General features: G+C 29.9%; 16 protein-coding genes. 12 read left to right on the forward strand and 4 right to left on the reverse strand.

Annotated features, from left to right (window positions below):
• Positions 1–19 precede the first annotated feature (19 nt).
• Entirely contained in the window at positions 20–1,696 is a 1,677-nt protein-coding gene (locus Q0776_RS17570; protein ID WP_298371281.1) for a formate--tetrahydrofolate ligase, read from the reverse strand.
• Positions 1,697–1,866: 170 nt separating this feature from the next.
• On the opposite strand from Q0776_RS17570, the gene secDF reads away from it, so the two are divergent.
• The 3 genes from secDF (at position 1,867) to obgE (ending at position 7,182) form a co-directional block, all read left to right on the forward strand.
• On the forward strand, positions 1,867–4,857 hold the full coding sequence (gene secDF, locus Q0776_RS17575) for a protein translocase subunit SecDF (protein ID WP_298371284.1): 2,991 nt from the start codon (positions 1,867–1,869) through the stop codon (positions 4,855–4,857).
• A gap of 136 nt (positions 4,858–4,993) precedes the next feature.
• On the forward strand, positions 4,994–6,109 hold the full coding sequence (locus Q0776_RS17580; protein WP_298371285.1) for an adenylate kinase: 1,116 nt from the start codon (positions 4,994–4,996) through the stop codon (positions 6,107–6,109).
• Between the two features lie 80 nt (positions 6,110–6,189).
• Positions 6,190–7,182, forward strand: a complete 993-nt coding sequence (gene obgE, locus Q0776_RS17585) for a GTPase ObgE (protein WP_298371288.1) — start codon at positions 6,190–6,192, stop codon at positions 7,180–7,182.
• A 152-nt stretch (positions 7,183–7,334) separates the two neighbouring features.
• Here the strand turns inward: obgE and Q0776_RS17590 are convergent, their stop codons facing one another.
• The 3 genes from Q0776_RS17590 to Q0776_RS17600 form a co-directional block, all read right to left on the reverse strand.
• Positions 7,335–7,823, reverse strand: coding sequence for a hypothetical protein (locus tag Q0776_RS17590; protein WP_298371291.1), 489 nt, complete (start codon positions 7,821–7,823; stop codon positions 7,335–7,337).
• A 65-nt stretch (positions 7,824–7,888) separates the two neighbouring features.
• Positions 7,889–9,388, reverse strand: a complete 1,500-nt coding sequence (locus Q0776_RS17595) for a M56 family metallopeptidase (protein WP_298371294.1) — start codon at positions 9,386–9,388, stop codon at positions 7,889–7,891.
• Positions 9,385–9,756: a BlaI/MecI/CopY family transcriptional regulator gene (locus Q0776_RS17600; protein WP_298371297.1), complete on the reverse strand. Its 372-nt coding sequence runs from the start codon at positions 9,754–9,756 to the stop codon at positions 9,385–9,387. Before Q0776_RS17600 ends, Q0776_RS17595 begins: the two co-directional genes overlap by 4 nt.
• Before the next feature lie 131 nt (positions 9,757–9,887).
• On the opposite strand from Q0776_RS17600, the gene Q0776_RS17605 reads away from it, so the two are divergent.
• The 9 genes from Q0776_RS17605 to Q0776_RS17645 all read left to right on the forward strand — a co-directional run.
• Entirely contained in the window at positions 9,888–10,400 is a 513-nt protein-coding gene (locus Q0776_RS17605) for a DUF456 domain-containing protein (protein ID WP_298371299.1), read from the forward strand.
• Between the two features lie 245 nt (positions 10,401–10,645).
• On the forward strand, positions 10,646–12,346 hold the full coding sequence (gene lysS, locus Q0776_RS17610; protein WP_298371302.1) for a lysine--tRNA ligase: 1,701 nt from the start codon (positions 10,646–10,648) through the stop codon (positions 12,344–12,346).
• A 182-nt stretch (positions 12,347–12,528) separates the two neighbouring features.
• The gene (locus Q0776_RS17615; RefSeq protein WP_298371305.1) at positions 12,529–14,262 is read left to right on the forward strand and encodes a LytS/YhcK type 5TM receptor domain-containing protein; all 1,734 of its coding nucleotides are present in this window, start codon (positions 12,529–12,531) and stop codon (positions 14,260–14,262) included.
• A 179-nt stretch (positions 14,263–14,441) separates the two neighbouring features.
• Positions 14,442–15,827 (forward strand): MFS transporter, encoded by a 1,386-nt coding sequence (locus Q0776_RS17620; RefSeq protein ID WP_298371308.1) that lies wholly within the window; start codon positions 14,442–14,444, stop codon positions 15,825–15,827.
• Between the two features lie 198 nt (positions 15,828–16,025).
• On the forward strand, positions 16,026–18,161 hold the full coding sequence (locus tag Q0776_RS17625) for a M3 family metallopeptidase (protein ID WP_298371312.1): 2,136 nt from the start codon (positions 16,026–16,028) through the stop codon (positions 18,159–18,161).
• 102 nt (positions 18,162–18,263) lie between these two features.
• A complete protein-coding gene (locus Q0776_RS17630) occupies positions 18,264–19,562 on the forward strand; it encodes a carboxypeptidase-like regulatory domain-containing protein (RefSeq protein ID WP_298371314.1) in 1,299 nt (432 codons plus the stop codon).
• 214 nt (positions 19,563–19,776) lie between these two features.
• A complete protein-coding gene (locus tag Q0776_RS17635) occupies positions 19,777–20,274 on the forward strand; it encodes a T9SS type A sorting domain-containing protein (RefSeq protein ID WP_298371316.1) in 498 nt (165 codons plus the stop codon).
• A 2-nt stretch (positions 20,275–20,276) separates the two neighbouring features.
• Entirely contained in the window at positions 20,277–20,900 is a 624-nt protein-coding gene (locus Q0776_RS17640) for an outer membrane beta-barrel protein (protein ID WP_298371319.1), read from the forward strand.
• A gap of 46 nt (positions 20,901–20,946) precedes the next feature.
• A partial coding sequence (locus Q0776_RS17645) for a hypothetical protein (protein WP_298371322.1) occupies positions 20,947–21,303 on the forward strand: 357 nt, incomplete at its 3' end.

Raw genomic sequence — 21,303 nt, forward strand, 5'->3', positions numbered from 1 at the left:
CTCATGACTACATAATTATTTAACTTAAACCGCTTATTACTCCCTTGTCATCAATATGCATAGATTCGGAAGCAGGAACCGATGGTAAGCCAGGCATACGCATCATTTGTCCAAAAATTGGAATAATAAATCTTGCTCCAGCCGAGATACTAATTTCTCTTACAGTTACTACAAAGTTTTTAGGCCTTCCTCTTAAAAATTCATTATCAGAAAATGACTTTTGAGTTTTTGCTATACAAATAGGGAAATTACCAAAACCTAGTCTATCTATTCGTTTTAAATTAAGTTTTGCCATTTTATCAAAATCAACTCCATCTGCGCCATAAATTTCTTTTGCAATTATTTCAATTTTTTCCTTTACTGGTAAATTGTAATCGTAAAGTGGCTTAAAATGAGCATTATTTCTTTCTACAACATTAATAACAGCTTCGGCTAAATCTTTACATCCCTCACCTCCTTTTGCCCAACCTTTAGAAACTACGGCCTGCACACCAATATTGCTACATTCATTAACAATAAAATTAATTTCATCTTCCGAGTCTCCACTAAAGTAATTTATTGCTACAACAGGTTCAATTTCAAATTTTCTAATATTTTCAATATGCTTCTCTAAGTTACAAAATCCTTGTTTTACATAATTTAAGTTAGAAGTGTTTAATTCTTCTTTTGATGAACCTCCGTGATGTCTTAGTGCGCGTATTGTAGCCACCAATACAACTGCTTTTGGACTTAACCCAGAGGCTACACATTTTATATTTAAGAATTTTTCAGCACCTAAATCTGCACCAAAACCAGCTTCCGTAACCACATAATTAGATAATGAAAGTCCCATTTTTGTAGCTATAATGGTATTTGTTCCTTGAGCAATGTTAGCAAATGGACCACCATGGATTATAGCTGGATTTTCCTCTAATGTTTGCACTAAATTAGGTTTAATAGCATCTTTCAATAAAATGGCCATCGCATTTTCAGCTTTTAAATCTCTTGCAAAAATTGGATTATTATCAAATGTAAAACCAACTAAAATATCACCCAATCGTTTTTTTAAATCTTTTAAATCACTTGCCATACAGAGGATTGCCATTACTTCTGAAGCAGGTGTAATGTTAAATCCATCCTCTCTTGGAATTCCGTGAGCTTTTCCACCTAATCCAATTGTTACACTGCGTAATGCTCTATCATTTAAATCTATTACACGTTTCCACAAAATGGTTCTTGGGTCAATATTTAATTTGCAACAGCTACTTTGTAAATTATTATCAATTAAAGCCGATAGCAAATTATTTGCTTTTTCAACAGCATTAAAATCACCTGTAAAATGAAGGTTGATATCTTCCATTGGTAAAACCTGAGAATAACCTCCTCCTGCTGCCCCACCTTTCATTCCAAAAACTGGACCTAATGATGGCTCCCTTAAAACAACAGTAGCTTGTTTATTTAATTTATTTAGTCCTTCTGTTAAACCAATTGAAACGGTTGTTTTTCCCTCTCCTGCTGGAGTTGGTGTCATTGCAGTAACTAATATTAAATTATTTTCCTTAACTTTTTCTTCATCAATAATACTTAACGGCAACTTAGCTTTGTACTTTCCATAAAGTTCTAAATCATCTTCATCAATATTTAATTTTCTTGCAATTTTCTTAATATTTACTAGCTTTTTACTTTGTGCTATTTCAATATCCGTTAAATGTTTCATTTTGATCTAATTTAAGGTAACAAATATATAAATTTAGTAGTCTAGATTCCATATAAATATTAAACCCTAAATTAATAGGTATAAAAAGCCCAAAAGTATTGTCAGTCTCTATTTGAAATTATATATTTGCACGTTTATTACAAAAGAATTTTTTATTAAAATAATTTAAAATGCAAAACAAAGGACTTATAAAGTTATTCGCTATCCTATTTGGAATAGTAAGTTTGTACCAATTATCATTTACATGGTTTACAAATGGTGTTGAAGATAAAGCTAAAACATATGCTGAATCTAAATCTGACGACGGTAAAGAAATCGCAAAATTAGAAAGAGTTTACTTAGACTCAATTGCAAATAAACCAGTTATTGATTTAGGTATTGCAAAATTTAGTTATAACGATATTAAGGATAAAGAATTAAATTTAGGATTAGACCTTAAAGGAGGTATTAATGCTATTTTACAAGTTTCTGTAAAAGATATTTTAATTGGTTTATCAAATGAATCCAAAAATCCAATATTCAACGAAGCTTTAGCGAGAGCAACAGAAGCTCAAAGAAATAGTGATGATCGTTTTTTAGATTTATTTTTTGATGCTTTTGAAAAAACAAGTGCTGGAAGTGTTAAATTAAGCGACCCTAGCATTTTTGGAAATAAGTCTTTAAGAGAAAAAATAAATTTCAAACTTTCTGATAAAGAAGTAATGCCAATTATTGAAGCTGAAGTTACAGGTTCAGTAAATACTGCTTTTGAAGTTTTAAGAAGTCGTATTGATAAATTTGGTGTTACCCAACCAAACATTCAACGAATTGGAAATTCTGGTCGTATTTTAATTGAGTTACCAGGAGCTAAAGATATTGATCGTGTAAAAAAATTATTACAAAGTACTGCCGAATTACAGTTTTGGGAAGTTTATTCTAACCAAGAAACAGCAAATTTCTTTTTTCAAGCAAACTCTGTAGTAGAAAATTTATTAAAAAGTACAGAAACAGAAGTTGATTCAACTAGCGCTAAAGAAGATTTAGAAGATCTTTTAGGTGAAGTTTCAGATTCTTTAGCTACTAAAAGAACAAAAAATTTATTTTCTGTTTTATCGCCAAGCATTCCTCAATCTCAAAATCAAGTTTCTTCTATTATAGGAACAGCTAAGGTTATTGACACTGCAAAAGTAAATTCATACTTAGCAATGAAAGAAGTTAGAGCACTGCTAACAAATGAAATGAAATACGCTAAATTCCTTTGGGATTCAAAATCATTTACATCTGCTGCAGCTGACGGAAATGATGCTACTGAGTTAATTTACTTATACGGTATAAAATCTAACCGTGAAGATGTTGCTCCAATTGAAGGTGATGTTATTGATGATGCAAGTCAAGAATTTGGACAAACAGGAAAACCTGAAGTTAGTATGACAATGAATGCTAGCGGAACAAGACAATGGGCAAAAATGACTACCGAAAATGTAGGTAAATTTGTAGCTGTTGTTTTAGATGACAACGTTCATACAGCACCTTCAGTAAATACAGCTATTACAACTGGTAGAACTTCTATTTCTGGTGGAAGCATGACCGTTGAAGAAGCACAAGATATTGCAAACGTATTAAAAGCAGGTAAATTACCAGCTGCTGCACATATTATCCAATCAGAAGTTGTTGGTCCATCTTTAGGTCAAAAAGCAATTAATAGTAGTATGAGTTCTTTTGGATTAGCGCTGTTATTAGTATTACTTTGGATGATTTTTTACTATGGTAAAGCAGGTGCTTTTGCCGATGTTGCCTTATTAGTTAACCTTTTATTTATATTCGGAATTTTAACTGCCTTTGGAGCAGTATTAACTTTACCTGGTATTGCTGGTATTATATTAACAATAGGTATGTCGGTTGATGCCAACGTAATTATTTTCGAAAGAATTAAAGAAGAACTTGACAAAGGAAAAGGATTAAAAGGAGCTATTGAGCACGGATTTAGTTTTAAAGGTGCATTATCAGCAATTATTGATGCTAACATTACAACAATGTTAACTGGTATTATTCTTTATGTATTTGGAACTGGACCAGTAAAAGGTTTTGCTTATACATTAATGGTAGGTATTGTTACTTCATTGTTTACAGCGGTATTTATCACTCGTTTATTAATTGATTGGTATGCTGCTAAAGGAAAAACGTTTACTTTCAACACAAACATTACTAAAAAATGGTTTAGAAGAATTGATATTAAATTCTTAACCAAACGTAAAATTGCATACGTAATTTCATCAATTATAATTCTTGGAGGTTTAATTTCATTGTTTACAAATGGATTAAATTATGGAGTTGATTTTGTGGGAGGAAGATCTTACGTTGTTAAATTTGATAAAACCATAAGTCCTACAGAAGTTTCAGAAACTCTTAAAGGTGCTTTTGGAAGTGCTCCTGAAGTTAAAACTTATGGTGAGTCTAGTCAATTAAAAGTTACTACAAAGTATAAAATTGAAGAAGAAGGAAATCATATTGATGATGAAGTTCAAGATTTATTATTTAAAGGTTTAAAAGGTTATTTGCCTGAAGGACTTTCAATGGATGAATTTAAACCTGGGTTTGATGGAAAGAAAACCGTAGGTATAATGAGCTCTATAAAAGTTGAGCCAACTATTGCAGATGATATTAAAACTGCTGCAGGATGGGCAATTTTAGGTTCGTTATTGGTTGTATTCTTATATATCTTATTTAGATTTAGAAAATGGCAATACAGTCTTGGAGCTGTAGCTGCAGTATTCCACGATGTATTAATAGTACTTTCTATATTCTCAATATTTTATAAAATATTGCCATTTGATATGGAAATCGGACAATCATTTATTGCGGCTATTTTAACAGTAGTTGGATATTCGTTGAACGATACCGTGGTAATTTTTGATAGAATTCGTGAATTTGCAGGTATTCATACTGGTTGGAAATTCTCTAAAGTCGTAGACACTGCTTTAAGCAGCACACTTGGTAGAACTATCAATACTTCGTTAACAACATTAGTTGTTTTAATGGCTATCTTCTTGTTTGGAGGTGATTCTATTAAAGGATTTATGTTTGCATTAATTATTGGTGTTGTAGTGGGTACGTATTCATCACTATTTATTGCATCTCCATTAATGTATGATACAGTAAAAAAAGTAGATTCTAAAAAATAATATATTTAAAAGAATTAAATACATAAAAACCGTTTTGAAATATCAAAACGGTTTTTTCTATTTCAAATTAGCATTTTATTACAAACAGAATATGATAATTATTTATTGATTATTACATTTGCAACAAACAGAACCAATGAGCATTATTAAATTACACGACAAATATTTCAAATCGTATATTTCTGAAATTCAAATACAAGAAGCTGTTGAAAGCGTTGTACAAAAAGTATACGCCGATTGTAAAGATGAAACTCCAATATTTATAGGAATATTAAATGGATGTTTTATGTTTGTTGCAGATTTTGTTCGTGAATATAACGGACCTTGTGAAGTTTCATTCGTAAAATTAGCATCATACCAAGGAACTAATTCAACAGGAAAAATAAAACAACTTGTTGGTGTTAATGAAAACTTAGAAGGTAGAACTGTAGTTATTCTTGAGGATATTATTGATACCGGTAATACTCTTGAAGAAATCTACAAAATATTTGAAGATAAAAAATTAAAACAACTAAAAATAGCAACGTTATTCTTTAAACCCGACGTGTTTAAAAAAGAACTACCAATAGATTATATAGGAATTTCAATTCCCGACAAATTTATTGTAGGGTACGGATTAGACTACGACGGAATAGGAAGAAATTATGCTAGTATATATCAACTAACAACAAAACCAACCATGAAAAACATTGTATTATTTGGCCCTCCAGGTGCAGGAAAAGGAACGCAAGCAGAATTACTAAGAGACAAATACGAACTAATTCACATTTCAACAGGTGAAGTTTTTCGTTTCAATATTAAAAACGAAACTGAGCTTGGATTATTAGCAAAATCATACATGGATGATGGTAATTTAGTTCCTGATGAGGTAACAATTAAAATGTTAAAAGCTGAAGTTGAAAGAAATGCTGACGCTAAAGGTTTCATTTTTGATGGATTTCCTCGAACAGAATCACAAGCTGCCGCATTAGATGCTTTTTTAGAAGAAAAAGGTGAATCAATTAATGGAATGGTTGCACTTGAAGTACCTGAAGATTTATTAGTTGGAAGATTACTAGAACGTGGAAAAACTAGTGGTAGATCTGATGACCAAGACGAAAGTAAAATTCGTAACAGATTTAATGAATATAATACAAAAACAGCTGTTTTAAAAGATTATTACCAAGCACAAAACAAATATTTTGGAGCAAATGGTGTTGGAACTATTCCAGAAATAACTGAGCGTTTATGCTCAATTTTTGATAAAATATAATTTATGTTGTTTAATTATTTAGTGTTTTAAATACTAATTACTTAACTTCTAAATAATTAAATAAATAAAATTACAATATTATGACTGAAGGAAATTTTGTTGACTACACAAGGGTATATGGAAGCTCTGGTAAAGGTGGTGGTGGATCTACCCATTTACATAGAGAAAAATATATTACTAAAGGTGGACCCGATGGTGGTGATGGTGGTCGAGGAGGACATATTATTGTACGTGCAAACCCAAACTTGTGGACACTTTTCCATTTAAAGTTTAATAAGCATTTTAGAGCCGAACACGGTGGTCACGGAGCAAAATCTAGAAGTACAGGTAAAGACGGTGGCGATGTTTATATTGATGTTCCTTTAGGAACCATTGTACGAGATGGCGAAACACAAGAAATTCTTTTTGAAATAACCAAAGAAAATACTGAACAAATTTTACTCGAAGGTGGTATGGGAGGTTTAGGAAACTGGAATTTTAGATCATCTACAAATCAAACACCTAGATATGCACAACCTGGAGTTGATGGTAAAGAAGGTTGGTTTCAGTTAGAATTAAAGCTATTAGCCGATGTTGGGTTAGTTGGGTTTCCAAATGCCGGAAAATCGACACTTTTATCAGTTATAACTTCAGCAAAACCTAAAATTGCCGATTATGCTTTTACAACGTTAAAACCAAATCTTGGTATTGTACAATATCGCGATTTTCAAACGTTTGTAATGGCTGATATCCCAGGAATTATTGAAGGCGCCTCTGAAGGTAAAGGATTAGGACATCGATTTTTAAGACATATTGAACGTAACTCGGCGCTGTTGTTTTTAATTCCTGCAGATTCTGATGATATTAAAAAGGAATATAAAATTTTATTGAACGAACTTAAACAACACAATCCAGAATTATTAGATAAAGAACGTCTTTTAGCGATTTCTAAATCTGATATGCTTGATGACGAGTTGAAAGAAGAAATTAAAAAAGACCTTCCAAAAGGTATTAAAACATTATTTATTTCATCTATTGCTCAACAAGGTCTTGTAGAACTAAAAGACACGCTTTGGAAAATGTTAAACGATTAAGAATATTGAAATTTAAAAGAGGCTTACCGAAAGCTTAAATTTGCGTCAACCTGAACTCGTTTCAGGTTCACTTGTCGATAGGTAATACTTATGATGAGATTCTGAAATAAATTCAGAATGACGTTATTAAATACTTTTAGAAAGCCTCTTTTCTAATTTTTTAAAACAATTGGCAAAGTAAATTCTGTTGTAACTGGTATTCCTCGTTTTAAACCAGGAGACATTTTAGGCAATTTTCCAACTCCAATTTCAACAATACTATCAATATTAGGAATTTGATTTTTTACCAAATCCGAAAACTTCATATTTACAAGAGAAACATTTCCTTTATTATCAACGTGTAATTTAATAAATATGGTGTCGTTTATTTTCTCTGAAATAACTAAATTATAAGAAAGTAAAGAAGCGTATAATTGCTCGGATAATTTAATTTGTGAACATATTTTTTGTTTTTCTTCAGATGGAATACTATCACAACTAGGAAACAACGGAAAAACATCAACACTATTAAAATCTATAATAGTATCTACTACTGGTATAGTTGCCTTTTCAGTATTATTTACAAAATAAGTACATGATAAAACAAGTCCAGTTAAAATTAATAATGCAATTAATTGCTTTAAAATACGTTTAAAATTCACAATGTGAAAATACAACTTTTTAGTTTAGTCAACAATCTAACAATGTATATTTTACATCTAATAAACTATTGAACTTTACTTGTAATTATAATAACTCCATTTTTTCCTTTTTCTCCATATTTTTCCATTGCCGATTTATCCTTAAGTACATCAATCCTTTCAATATCTGAAGGTTTTAATTGCTTCATTTCTAATTCTGAAATTTCCTTTCCATTTAAAATATAAATAGGCTGTGACCCATTTTCATTTTTTAAATCACCTTCTTCACTCTCTACCTTAAAAGCAATAGGCAAGGAATATTTAACTCCAACATTTTTCCCTAAATGTTTTCCTGGTTTCATTTTTGGAAGACTACTAACAACTCTTATTGCTTCATCTGCTAAAATCTGATGTGGTGCCTTCGCTTCAACATCTGCAATATTACCTTCACTATCAATTTTAAACATTACAAAAATTCTCTTTATTCCAGGTTCTAACTCCAAACCTTTAGCTTTCTTCGAATTAAAATTATTGCCTACATGTTCCATAATTCCCTCTTGAAAACATTTTTTTAATTCTTCCTTTGTTCCTTCGCAACCTGGAAAAACCGGAATTTCATCCACATTAGAGAATGGTACAGAATCATCTTCAGCTGAACCCGCTACTTGTTTGTTTTTAAATTCTTCCTCATCATTTTTATTACTCTTTTCAATATTTAGAGTATCTGATTGCGCTTTTTCCGAGCACGACGAATAAAATAACATTGCAATTAACAGCGGAACAACAAATAAATATTTTAACTGTTTAATATTTCGAGATTTTTCTTTTGTAATCATTTTAATTCTTTTTTTAATTAATGATTGTTTATAAAATTCATTGATAAATGTGATATTTTCAACACTAAAAGTTTCAGAAAGTAACTTGTTAAAATATTGGGTTTTATCTGTTTCTTTAACAACTTCTGCATCCGAAATATATTCATGCAATAAGGTAATACGTTTTTGAAAAATATATATAAACGGATTAAACCAAAACACAATTTTCAACAATTCAAACAACAATAAATCTAGAGTGTGCTTTTGCTTACAATGAACTAATTCGTGTTGGATAACATTAAAACTATTATTTTCAAGTAAATCCTTATGAATAAAAATATAGTTGAAAAAAGAAAACGCCGAATGTTTATTCTCCAATAAAACTAAATTGTAATTTTCCTTTTTAACAACTCTATTTGAAGAAATTAATGTTAATATTTTGAAAAGTTTAACAAAGAATATGCTTAATAAAATAAGCATTCCTACGTAAAAAATAATTTTCAAAAAATCTAAAACAATTAAACTATTCTCGGATTGTCCAATCACATTTTGAGGGTTTAAAAAAACCGTGGGTAGTTGAATTAGGTAATCTTGAGCTGCGCTTTTTTGAATACTTTCTACTTTTAAAAATGGAATAATAAACGATAAGAATGGCGCAATCAATAAATAAAATCTGTTCCATTTAAAGAAAGTTTCTTTATGTAAAAAAAAATCGTAAACAGCCAATAAAACTGCTTGAAACAACAGTACTTGTATTAAATAATTTATCATTTTTCTGTCTTTTTGTCATTAATACTCTTTAATATAGCCTCCAAATCATTTAAATCAACATCATTTTTTTTAACAAAAAATGACACCATACTTTTAAATGATCCTTCAAAATAACCATCTACAATTTTTTGCAAACTTTGATTACTATAATCTGTTTTTTTTACAATTGGAAAATAAATATGACCTCTACCCTTTGCATTATGACCTACAAAATTTTTAGTCTCAAGTATTCTAATTATCGTAGAAACAGTATTATACGCGGGTTTAGGCAAAGGCAATTCTTCTATTATTTCTTTTACCGATGCCTCTTCCAAATACCATAAAACTTGCATTAACTGCTCTTCTGCTTTTGTTAATTGTTTATTCATTTTTCAACTAAGTTTTTAGTTTAACAATACAAATATAACTAAATATTTAGTTTAAACTAATTTTTTAGTTAAAAAATAGCACGATTATTGTATTTAAATAATTATAAATTAAATTTGATAAAAAATAACATATGGATATATTTCTTTTAACTGTTGGTATTTTATTTACCTTTCTTGGAATTTTAGGATCTTTTCTTCCTGTTTTACCCGGTCCAATTACAAGCTGGGCAGGATTACTGGTTCTTCATTTAACTAATGCCGTTCCCATGAATTGGACTTTTCTTGGAATTACTTTGGCAATCGCTCTAATTATTTGGATTATAGATTATATAATACCGGCTATGGGAACTAAAAAGTTTGGCGGCACTCGCTATGGAGTAATTGGAACAATGATTGGACTTATTTTAGGATTATTCTTCTTTCCCCCTTTTGGAATTGTAATAGGTCCTTTTATTGGAGCTTATATAGGAGAAATGTTAAATGATAGCAAAGATTCTAAAAGAGCACTAAAAGCAGCTTTTGGATCATTTATTGGTTTTATAACCTCAACATTTTTAAAATTTATTACTGCTATAGTTTTTATTGGATTGTACTTTTCAATTTTCTGGGAATACAAAGATGCTTTCTTCAGTGTATTTCAATAACAGCCTTTATAAAACAAAAAAAGCGTCCCGGTTTTTCGGGAAGCTTTCCATTGGTTTAATAAACCTATTGATGCTTTTACACATCAAAACAACACAACTAAATCGCCTTTAAAGCGATGAGCAAATATATAAATTATTATTTGAAATCATAAAATAAATACTTTTTCTTTTGAAACTCTATAAATAATTTATTTGATTGTATCTTTGCAAACTGTAAATAAAAAGTAAATCATAAAATACGCATCATGCAATTATCACCACTCGAAATAGTTAGAAGAGAATCTTTACAAAAACTACGCGATTTAGGAATTAACCCATACCCTGCTGAAGAATTTAAAACCACAACTACCATAAAAGAAATCACTTCAAATTTTGATGCTTTTGAAGGAAAGGAAGTTGTTTTAGCTGGTAGAATGATGAGTAGAAGAATTATGGGAAAAGCTTCATTTGCCGAATTAAAAGACGCAAGCGGAAGAATGCAAATTTACTTAAACCGTGATGAAATTTCTTCTGATGACGAAGCAACAATGTATAATACTGTATTCAAAAAATTGTTGGATATGGGTGATATTATTGGAATTAAAGGTGAAGTTTTTAAAACTAAAGTTGGAGAAGTTTCTGTAAACGTAAAAGAATTAACAGTACTTTCTAAAAGTTTAAAACCACTTCCTGTTGTGAAAACCGATGCCGATGGAAAAGTACACGATGCTTTTTCTGACGCGGAACAACGTTACAGACAACGTTATGTAGATTTAATTGTAAACGATCACGTAAAAGAAACTTTTATTAAAAGAACTAAAATTACCACTTCAATGCGTAATTTTTTTAATGAACGTGGTTATTTAGAAGTTGAAACTCCAATACTTCAGCCAATTCCTGGTGGAGCTGCTGCACGTCCGTTTAAAACACATCACAACGCATTAGATATCCCTTTATACTTACGTATTGCTAACGAGTTATATTTAAAAAGATTAATTGTTGGTGGTTTTGATGCAGTTTATGAGTTTGCAAAAGACTTTAGAAACGAAGGAATGGACAGAACTCACAATCCAGAATTTACAGTAATGGAATTGTATGTTGCATACAAAGATTACAACTGGATGATGAATATGACGGAAGAGCTATTAGAAAAAATCGCAATTGATTCTAACGGAACAACCGAACTAACTATTGGTGAAAACCAGGTGAGTTTTAAAGCACCTTATGCTAGAGTTCCAATTTTAGAGGCAATAAAAATACATACTGGTTTTGATGTTGCCGGAATGGATGAAGTTGAATTACGTGAAGTTTGTACTAAAGTTGGTATTGAAGTAGACGAAACAATGGGTGTTGGAAAATTGATTGATGAATTATTTGGTGAAAAATGTGAGCACCACTACATTCAACCAACATTTATTACCGATTATCCAAAAGAAATGAGTCCACTAACAAAGGAACACAGAACAAATCCTGCGTTAACTGAACGTTTTGAATTAATGGTAAATGGTAAAGAATTAGCAAATGCTTATTCAGAGTTAAACGATCCTATTGACCAAAAAGAACGTTTTGAAGATCAATTAAAACTTTCTGAAAAAGGTGATGACGAAGCAATGTTTATTGATCAAGACTTTATTAGAGCACTAGAATATGGAATGCCTCCTACTTCTGGTATTGGAATTGGAATTGACCGTTTAGTTATGTTTATGACTAACAATGCATCAATCCAAGAAGTTTTATTTTTCCCACAAATGAAACCTGAGAAAAAAGCTCCAGCTGTTGAGTTAAACGATGATGAAAAGGCTGTATTTGAATTGCTGAAAAAAGCTGAAAAAATTGAATTACCTGAATTAAAAACTCAAAGTGGTTTAAGCAATAAAAAATGGGATAAAACCATTAAAGGATTAACAAAACACAACTTAGCAAAAGTAAATAATACAGACGAAGGTTTGTTTGTAGAGTTAATTTAAAATACTTAAACTTATAATATTTAAAAAGGAACTACTTATTTGTAGTTCCTTTTTTATTTAAAAGATTTTATGATCCCATAAAATTAAATTGTAAAATACCATTTTATGTAAAAAAAAAGTAAATTTACCAGAATTTGAAACAAAAATAAATTCAACTTAAAAATTTATTTAGAGTAAATTAAATGGAAGAATCTATCATAATAGGCTTATTACAAAACGTTGCTATATTGCTGAGTTTTTCAATGATTTATCAAAATTTTTGGATTAAAAATGAAGATTCTAATTCTTATACTTCGAAAATACTAACTGGAATTATTTTAGGCTGTATCAGTATTGTATTAATGTTTACTCCTTGGACTTTGGCTCCCGGAATTTCTTTTGATACTCGTTCTGTAATGCTTGCAATCTCCGGTTTATTTTTTGGTCCAATTCCAACAATAATTACAATAATTATAGCATGTATTGGCAGAGTATTTATTGGTGGTGATGGACTATGGATGGGTTTAGCTGTAATTATTTCTTCAGGTTTAATTGGATTGTATTGGAGAAAATTTAGACCTAAATGGAAAACTAAAAACTACTACTTAGAATTATTGTCTTTGGGATTAATAGTACATATAACAATGTCTTTTTGTACAATTTTTCTACCAGTAGACAAAATACTTCCAACTTTAAAAATCATTTCAATTCCACTTATAATTGTTTATTCACCAGCAACTATGTTATTGGGTATTGTAATGCTAAAACAATACACAAACTTTCAAAATTCCATTGCTCAGTTAAAATTAAAAGAGTCTGAACTTAGATTTACACAAGTTCTAGAAAGTGGAAATATAGTATCTCTATTACTAAATAATGATGGAACTATTAATTTTTGCAATAATTATTTACTTCAAATAACAGGCTATACACAAGAAGAAATATTAGGTAAAAACTGGTTTGATATTTTTATTCAGTCCCCTTTAAAAGATACATTAAAAAAAGTTTTTTCTCAAACCATTAATGCTGCTACCTATTACGAAAATGAAATTCTAACTAAAAATGGCGAATTATTATATATTTCGTGGCATAATATTACATTATATTCAAGTTCTAATACGGCTTCTGGTATTGCAAGTATTGGAGTAAATATAACAGGAATTAAAAATCACGAAAAAGAACTTAAAGAAAAAAATGAAGAATTAATTAAAGCCAAAGACCTTGCAGAAGAAAATAACCGACTAAAATCCGCATTTCTTGCAAATATTAGTCACGAAATACGCACTCCAATGAATTCAATTTTAGGCTTTTCCGATTTACTAAAAAACCCTAATTTAACTGGAGATAAACAGAAAAAATTTATTAATATTATTGAAGAAAGCGGAAAACGAATGCTTAATTTAATTAGCGATATTATAAATATTTCGAAAATTGAATCGGGTATTATGGAAATAAATATTTCTGAAGTTAACATTAATGACGAAATAGAAAATATTTATGCACTTTTTAAAGATGAAGTTGAAAAAAAGGGAACTCATTTTAGTTTCAATAATGATTTACCTTATAATAATGCTTATATTTTAACCGATAACATAAAAATTTACGCAATTTTAACCAATCTTATTAAAAATGCTATAAAATTTACAACTCAAGGATTTATAAAATTTGGTTATAAAGTAAAAAAAGAATCCATTGTATTCTATGTAAAAGATTCTGGAATTGGTATCTCTAAAGAACAGCAAAAACTTATATTTGAAAGGTTTAGACAAGGAAGTGAATCGCTTAATAGAAATTATGATGGGGCTGGTTTAGGATTAGCAATTGCAAAAGCATATATAGAAATACTAGGTGGAAAAATTTGGGTCGAAAGCGAATTAACTAAAGGAACTACTTTTTACTTTTCTATAGATTATAATACGTCTAAAACTACTACATAATTATTAAAATTTGAAATTTATCTTTTATCTAATTTATATAGAAACTAATTAAATTTAACTCTCATTTATTTAAACTATTCCATATTTGGAACTATTTAGTATTAATATTAGTTAACATTTATAAAAAACCATTCATCTAAAATTACTAACTTCGAAAACTAATTTTATAAAATCGAAACATGTTTCAAAAATTAAAAGGATTTTCAAGAGCATTCTGGACCGCAAATATTGTAGAGCTGTTAGAAAGAGCTGCTTATTATGGAGTTTTTATTGTTATTACACTTTATTTATCTCGAATTTTAGGATTTACTGATATTGAAGCCGGTATTATTTCTGGGGTATTCTCTGGAGGATTATATTTATTACCAACATTTACAGGGGCTTTAGCCGATAAAATTGGATTTAAATTCTCCTTAATGATTGCTTTTTCGTTATTAACAATTGGTTATCTGGGGTTAGCCGTATTACCCACTTTTTTAGAATCTGCGGGATTAGTAGATTATTCGGGTGAAATTTCGTTTGCCGGTGGTTTAAAAGAGTCTTCTTATCAATGGTTAATTGCACCAGTTATGCTAGTAATTATGTTTGGTGGATCTTTTATAAAATCAGTTATTACTGGAACTGTTGCGAAAGAAACTACAGAAGCAAATAGAGCTGCTGGATTTTCTATTTTTTATATGATGGTTAACATTGGTGCTTTTTCAGGAAAAACAATTGTAAAACCTCTACGTGATTCTATGGGAGATATGGGGTTAATAAATCTTAATTATTTCTCAGCAACAATGACTGCTTTAGCACTTCTAATGATTATTTTCTTTTACAAAAGTGCTAAACGTGAAGGTGAAGGAAAAACATTTAATGAAATTTGGACAGCCTTGGTGAAAGTACTAACAAACGGAAGGTTAATTACTTTAATAATTATTATTACAGGATTTTGGATGGTTCAACATCAACTTTACGCAACAATGCCAAAATATGTTTTACGTATGGCTGGTGAAGGTGCCGCTCCGTCTTGGTATGCAAACGTAAATCCACTAATTGTTGTTTTAACAGTTACTTTTGTTACAAGAATTATGGCTAGTAAAACACCCTTGTTTTCTATGACTGTTGGAATGTTTATAATGCCTTTATCTGCCATTGCAATGGCTTCAGGAAACTGGTTTAATGGAGAAGGTTTTGACTTAGGGTTTATGATAATGCATCCTGTTGCTTTAATGATGATAATTGGTATTGCACTTCAAGCTTTAGCTGAATCTTTTATATCTCCACGTTTCTTAGAGTTTTTCTCTTTACAAGCACCAAAAGGTGAAGAAGGCTTATATTTAGGTTTTAGTCACTTACACTCTTTTATAGCTTCAATTGTAGGTTTTGGTATATCGGGATATTTACTTTCTAAATATTGTCCAGATCCAAAACTATTTGATTCTCGTGAAGCTTGGGAAACCGCAGCTAGCAACGCTCATTATATTTGGTATTATTTTGCCGCAATTGCAATGGTCTCTGCTGTAGCCCTAATTGTTTATGGTAAAGTAATTGAAAAATTAGATGCAAAAAAACATCTTTAAAAAACTAAAAAATAAGTCATTAAAAAAGGAATTACAGCAGTGTAATTCCTTTTTTTTGTACAATTAACATTCGAATGCCTTTATATTTGTAATTTTAACAAATCCTTAACAGTATTTCACCTCTAAAAAACCTCCTAGTTCTTATTTCTATGTGTTAAATCATTAATTTTGATTCAATTCAATCAAATCAAAATAAATATGAAATTTACATTTAAAATTTTAGCAACATTTTGCTGTATAGCATTAATTAGCTGTAATGAAACTAAAGAAAAAGAAACAGTTATGAATGATAATTTATTGTTAGAAGAGTGGACTGGACCTTTTGGTGGTGTTCCTGCCTTTGACAAAATGAATTTAGAAGATCTTAAGCCAGCCCTTGAAAAAGGAATGGAATTGCATTTAAATGATATTAATGCAATAACCGCTAACAATGATGCGCCTACTTTCGAAAATACTATTGTTCCATTAGAAAAAGCTGGAGCAGAATTAGACAGAATTTTTAAATATTATGGTATTTGGAGCTCTAATGTTTCTTCGCCTGAATTTAGAGCTATTCAAACTGAAATGTCTCCAAAGCTTTCTGAATTTCGTTCTAAAATTTCTCAAAACTCAGAGTTATTCAAAAGAATAAAAACAGTTTATGATAATTCATTAAAAACACCTTTAGAAGCAGATCAACAAAGGGTTGTACAACTTACCTACGAAAGTTTTGCAATGAATGGTGCTGAATTAGATTCTGAAAAGAAAAAACGCTATGCTGAAATTGATAAAGAACTGTCTTCTTTATACACCAAATTTGGAAACAATGTTTTAGCCGATGAAGAAAACTACGTGGTTTATATTAACAAAGATCAACTAGGTGGTTTAAGCGATGGAATGATAAAATCTATGGCTAAAATTGCTTCTGATAAAGGAAAAGAAGGAATGTACGCCATTCCTAACACACGTTCGTATATGGATCCGTTTTTAACATATTCTACCGAAAGAGAATTACGCAAAAAAGTATGGGAAAACTATTATTCTCGCGGAGATAATAACGATGAGTTTGACAATAAAGAAATTATTGCTCAAATTTTAAGACTACGCAAAGAACGTGTTGGTTTATTAGGTTACAAAACTTATGGAGATTGGCGTTTACAAAACCGAATGGCTAAAACTCCTGAAAATGCTATGAAACTAATGGATGCTGTATGGCCATCTGCAATAGCTAGAGTTAAAGAAGAAGTTGCCGATATGCAAGCAGTAGCTAATAAAAGTGGTGAAAAAATTACAATTGAACCTTGGGATTATCGTTTTTATGCTGAAAAAGTTAGAAAAGAAAAATACGATTTAGATTCTGACGAAGTAAAACAATACTTACAATTAGATAAATTAACCGATGCTTTATTCTTTGTAGCAAGCGAAGTTTTCAATTACAAATTTACACCTGTTAAAGAGGGTTCAGTTCCAGTATTTAATGAAGATGTTAAGGTTTGGGAAGTAACTGATAAAACTTCTGGAGAACACATTGGTTTATGGTATTTAGATCCGTTTGCACGTCCTGGAAAACGTTCAGGAGCTTGGGCAACAACTTATAGAAGTCATTCTACTTTCGATGGAAAAAAGAATGTATTAGCGTCAAACAATTCAAACTTTGTAAAACCTGCCCCAGGTGAAGCATTATTAGTTTCTTGGGACGATGCAACTACATTTTTACACGAATTTGGACACGCTTTACACTTCTTCTCTTCTGAAGTACGTTATCCAACTTTGAATGGCGGAGTTAGAGATTATACAGAGTTTCAATCGCAAGTTTTAGAGCGTTGGTTAGCAACAGATAAATTAATAAATCAATTTTTAGTTCATTATAAAACTGGAAAAGTAATTCCGAAGGAATTGGTTGCAAAAATTAAAAAGTCAGCTACTTTCAACCAAGGATTTTCAACTACAGAATATTTAGCTTCAGCAATTATGGATATGAAATTACATATGGCTGACCCAACAAATATTGATATTGCAAAATTTGAAAAAGAGACTTTGGCAGAAATGAATATGCCTAAGGAACTACCTATGCGCCATAGAACACCACACTTTGGGCATGTATTTTCTGGTGAAGGTTATGCTACTGCTTATTACGGTTATATGTGGGCAGATGTTTTAACTTCTGATGCAGCTGAAGCATTTTCAGAAGCTCCTGGAGGATTTTACGATAAAGAGCTTTCAAAAAAAATGGTGAAATACCTATTTGCTCCTAGAAACGCAATGGATCCTGCAGAGGCTTATAGGCTCTTTAGAGGAAGAGATGCTAAAATTGATGCATTAATGAGGGACAGAGGATTTCCTATTAAAAATTAATAAATTCAAAGGGTGCAAATATGCACCCTTTCTTTTATATTTACTTAATATTTAGTAACTTGTAATGTAGAATAAAAAAATATTAATAAAACGCAATACATTATGGAAAACTATCATATTAATATTAAAAAGAAATTTAAATTTCTCGCTGCATTTTTGTTTTTTGTGTTAATTGGCTTTCATAATTCCAATTTTGCTTTCAACAAGATTTTAAATGATACTATTGGTTTTGACCAATATAAAGGTGTTGTTTTGAGTACTAAAACTAAAAAGCCCTTAGTTTACGCTACATTAAATGTTAACAACACTAATATTAGCTCTATAACAAATTCTCAAGGTGAATTTTTATTAAAGATTCCTAAAATCTATAAAAACAATAGAATTACTGTTTCGTTTTTAGGCTATACAAGTAAGGTTATTGACTTTAAAGATTTTGATAAAGATAAAATCATAATTAAATTAGAAACACATATAGAAGAGTTAACCGAAATTAAAATTGACATTAAGGATCCAAAAGTTCTTGTGAAAGAAATGCTCAATAGGAAAGGAGACAATTACTTCGATTTCCCAACAAACATGACCGCTTTTTATAGAGAAACCATAAAAAAAAGAAGGAGTTATGTTTCGCTTTCTGAGGCAGTTGTTGAAATAAAAAAACAATCTTACAATAGTGGTCGAGTTGATTTATTGAAATTGTATAAAGCTCGTAAAAATACCGATTATGATAAATTAGATACCATTACCTTAAAGTTAAAAGGAGGACCATTAAGCACTATCCAGATTGATGTTATGAAAAACACATTAAACTTTTTTGGTAACGATGTGTTTGAAAAATATGATTTCAAATTTGACACTTCAACAAAAATTGATAATCGTCCAATTTATGTAGTAAATTTTAAACAAAAACCTCATATTGAAGACCCATTGTTTTATGGTAAATTATATATAGATGCTAATACATTTGCATTAACTAGCGTTAAGTTTAAGCTAAACTTAGAAGACAAATATAATGCCAGTAGAATTTTTATTGTAAAAAAACCAAGGAAAGCAGATGTTGAACCAATTGAAGCTAGCTACCAAGTTAATTACAGACAAAAAAATGGAAAATGGTATTTTGGATATAGTAGAATCCAGTTAGGTTTTAAAATAGATTATGATAAGCGTTTATTTAATTCTATTTACCACTTAACTATGGAAATGGCTATTACAAATTGGGAGAAAAATTTAGAAAAAACAACATTTAACTCAAAAGAACGCTTTAAATCATCTGTAATTTTAAGCGATGAAGCTTCAGGATTTTCAGATCCTGAATTTTGGGGAGAATACAATGTAATTGAGCCTGAAAAACCAATTGAAACTGCCATTAAAAAAATTCAAAAACAACTTAAAAAGATTAAATAGAAAATAAAACAAAATAAAAATTTATATATTTTAAAGTGCCACTCAATTAAAATTTGAGTGGCTTTTTACGTATTATAAAATTTCTCAATAAAGCTTGCAACCAAAAATTAAAGTGCTGTAAAACAATTACCTATCTAAAATAAAATATGACAAATATCATATTTTATTTCGTTTATTGAATTTTTATAGTTAATTTAGGCTTAAAATTTACAGTATGAAAAAAAAATTACTTCTCATTTTATTTTCTTTTATTTTAACGGCGAATTGTTTTTCACAAGAAATTCAACGATCCACCATAAGCGTTCAAGGAAATTCAGAAAATATCTCAATTAACAAAAAAAACTATGTAATTCAACAAAGCATAGGACAATCTAGTGTAATCGGTACTTTTCAATCAGATAGAATTGCCCTTAGACAAGGATTTATTCAACCTCCTTTAATTTCAAGTGAAATTATTCTTGAAGAAACTACAATTGAGGCAATTATTTATCCTAACCCATTTGAAAGTTCTATAAATATAACTTTTAATGAAAATTTAAAAGAACAACTTTCAATTTTCATTTTTGATATGCTTGGAAGGGTTGTTTATCAAAATAATAGAGAAGCATCTCAAAAAATAAACATTAATTTATCAAACTTGGCAAGTGCTCAATATATATTGAACATAACTTCCGGAAACAAAAAATTTAAAGCTAACCTAGTAAAACGCTAACCATGAAAAAAACTACGCTATTGATTCTCCTATTTATAGGAACATCATCGTTTGCTCAACAATTATTTTTAGAAACTGGAAAAACAGCTTCTTCCTTTGATTTTAAAAACTCTCAAGGCTCTAACTTGGAAAACTTACAAGCTGTTTCAAACAGTTATGTTTCAGTTGGATTTAACACGCCCATTTCATCGAAAAACCTTGATCTATTTATAAGCCTTGTTTATAACAGTTATGGAGCTATAGGTAGTGACGACGCTTTAAATAATTATTATGAATGGAATACGGATTATTTAGGTCTTAATATTGGTTTAAACTACAACGTATTTAAAATTAATAAATTCGACTTTTACCTAAAAGCAGGAGCCTCTGTTGAATTTATTGTTCAAGGTACTCAAACTATTAATAACCAAGTTTTCAATATTGTAAATGTTGAAGAATTTGATAATCCAGCAATCTTTTTAAGAGGAGGAGCGGGTATTTCCTATCCAATTGCTCAAAATTGCTCTCTATACTTTCAATATGTATATGGAAAAAGTCTTGCACTAAAAGATAGTAACAACTCTGGTAGTTCAGAACTAAAAATAAAATCAAATATGGTTGGATTAGGTTTAATAACAAATCTATAATCTAAACTAAATAAACTATACTAACTAACCAATTAACTAACTAATTATGAAAAGATTAATACTTTTTATAGCAATCTTGTTCATTTCAACTAATTTGCTAGCACAAACTGAAGGCTTAAGTTATCAAGCTGTTATTATTAACCCAAACACCCAAGAACTTCCTGGTGAAAATGTGAGTGGTAATATTTTACCTAATAAATCACTTTCTGTTCGATTTACAATTACAAGTTCCGCAGGAATTGAATTTCAAGAAACACATTCCACTTCCACAGATAAATATGGAATGATTAATCTTATGATAGGACAAGGTTCTTCAAATGTAGGAACCTTTAATGAAATTGTTTGGGACGGAAATCAAAAAGATTTAAAAGTTGAAATTAATTTAGATGGCAATTATAAAGAT

The sequence above is a fragment of the uncultured Lutibacter sp. genome (assembly GCF_947495725.1).
In the GTDB taxonomy this organism is placed as follows: Bacteria; Bacteroidota; Bacteroidia; order Flavobacteriales; family Flavobacteriaceae; genus Lutibacter.

Coding starts and splice junctions, on each gene's coding strand:
- Q0776_RS17615 (WP_298371305.1), top strand. CDS start 12,529: ATGGAAGAATCTATCATAATAGGCTTATTACAAAACGTTGCTATATTG.
- Q0776_RS17620 (WP_298371308.1), top strand. CDS start 14,442: ATGTTTCAAAAATTAAAAGGATTTTCAAGAGCATTCTGGACCGCAAAT.
- Q0776_RS17595 (WP_298371294.1), bottom strand. CDS start 9,388: ATGATAAATTATTTAATACAAGTACTGTTGTTTCAAGCAGTTTTATTG.
- obgE (WP_298371288.1), top strand. CDS start 6,190: ATGACTGAAGGAAATTTTGTTGACTACACAAGGGTATATGGAAGCTCT.
- Q0776_RS17640 (WP_298371319.1), top strand. CDS start 20,277: ATGAAAAAAACTACGCTATTGATTCTCCTATTTATAGGAACATCATCG.
- Q0776_RS17570 (WP_298371281.1), bottom strand. CDS start 1,696: ATGAAACATTTAACGGATATTGAAATAGCACAAAGTAAAAAGCTAGTA.
- Q0776_RS17630 (WP_298371314.1), top strand. CDS start 18,264: ATGGAAAACTATCATATTAATATTAAAAAGAAATTTAAATTTCTCGCT.
- Q0776_RS17625 (WP_298371312.1), top strand. CDS start 16,026: ATGAAATTTACATTTAAAATTTTAGCAACATTTTGCTGTATAGCATTA.
- Q0776_RS17600 (WP_298371297.1), bottom strand. CDS start 9,756: ATGAATAAACAATTAACAAAAGCAGAAGAGCAGTTAATGCAAGTTTTA.
- Q0776_RS17605 (WP_298371299.1), top strand. CDS start 9,888: ATGGATATATTTCTTTTAACTGTTGGTATTTTATTTACCTTTCTTGGA.
- lysS (WP_298371302.1), top strand. CDS start 10,646: ATGCAATTATCACCACTCGAAATAGTTAGAAGAGAATCTTTACAAAAA.
- Q0776_RS17635 (WP_298371316.1), top strand. CDS start 19,777: ATGAAAAAAAAATTACTTCTCATTTTATTTTCTTTTATTTTAACGGCG.
- secDF (WP_298371284.1), top strand. CDS start 1,867: ATGCAAAACAAAGGACTTATAAAGTTATTCGCTATCCTATTTGGAATA.
- Q0776_RS17580 (WP_298371285.1), top strand. CDS start 4,994: ATGAGCATTATTAAATTACACGACAAATATTTCAAATCGTATATTTCT.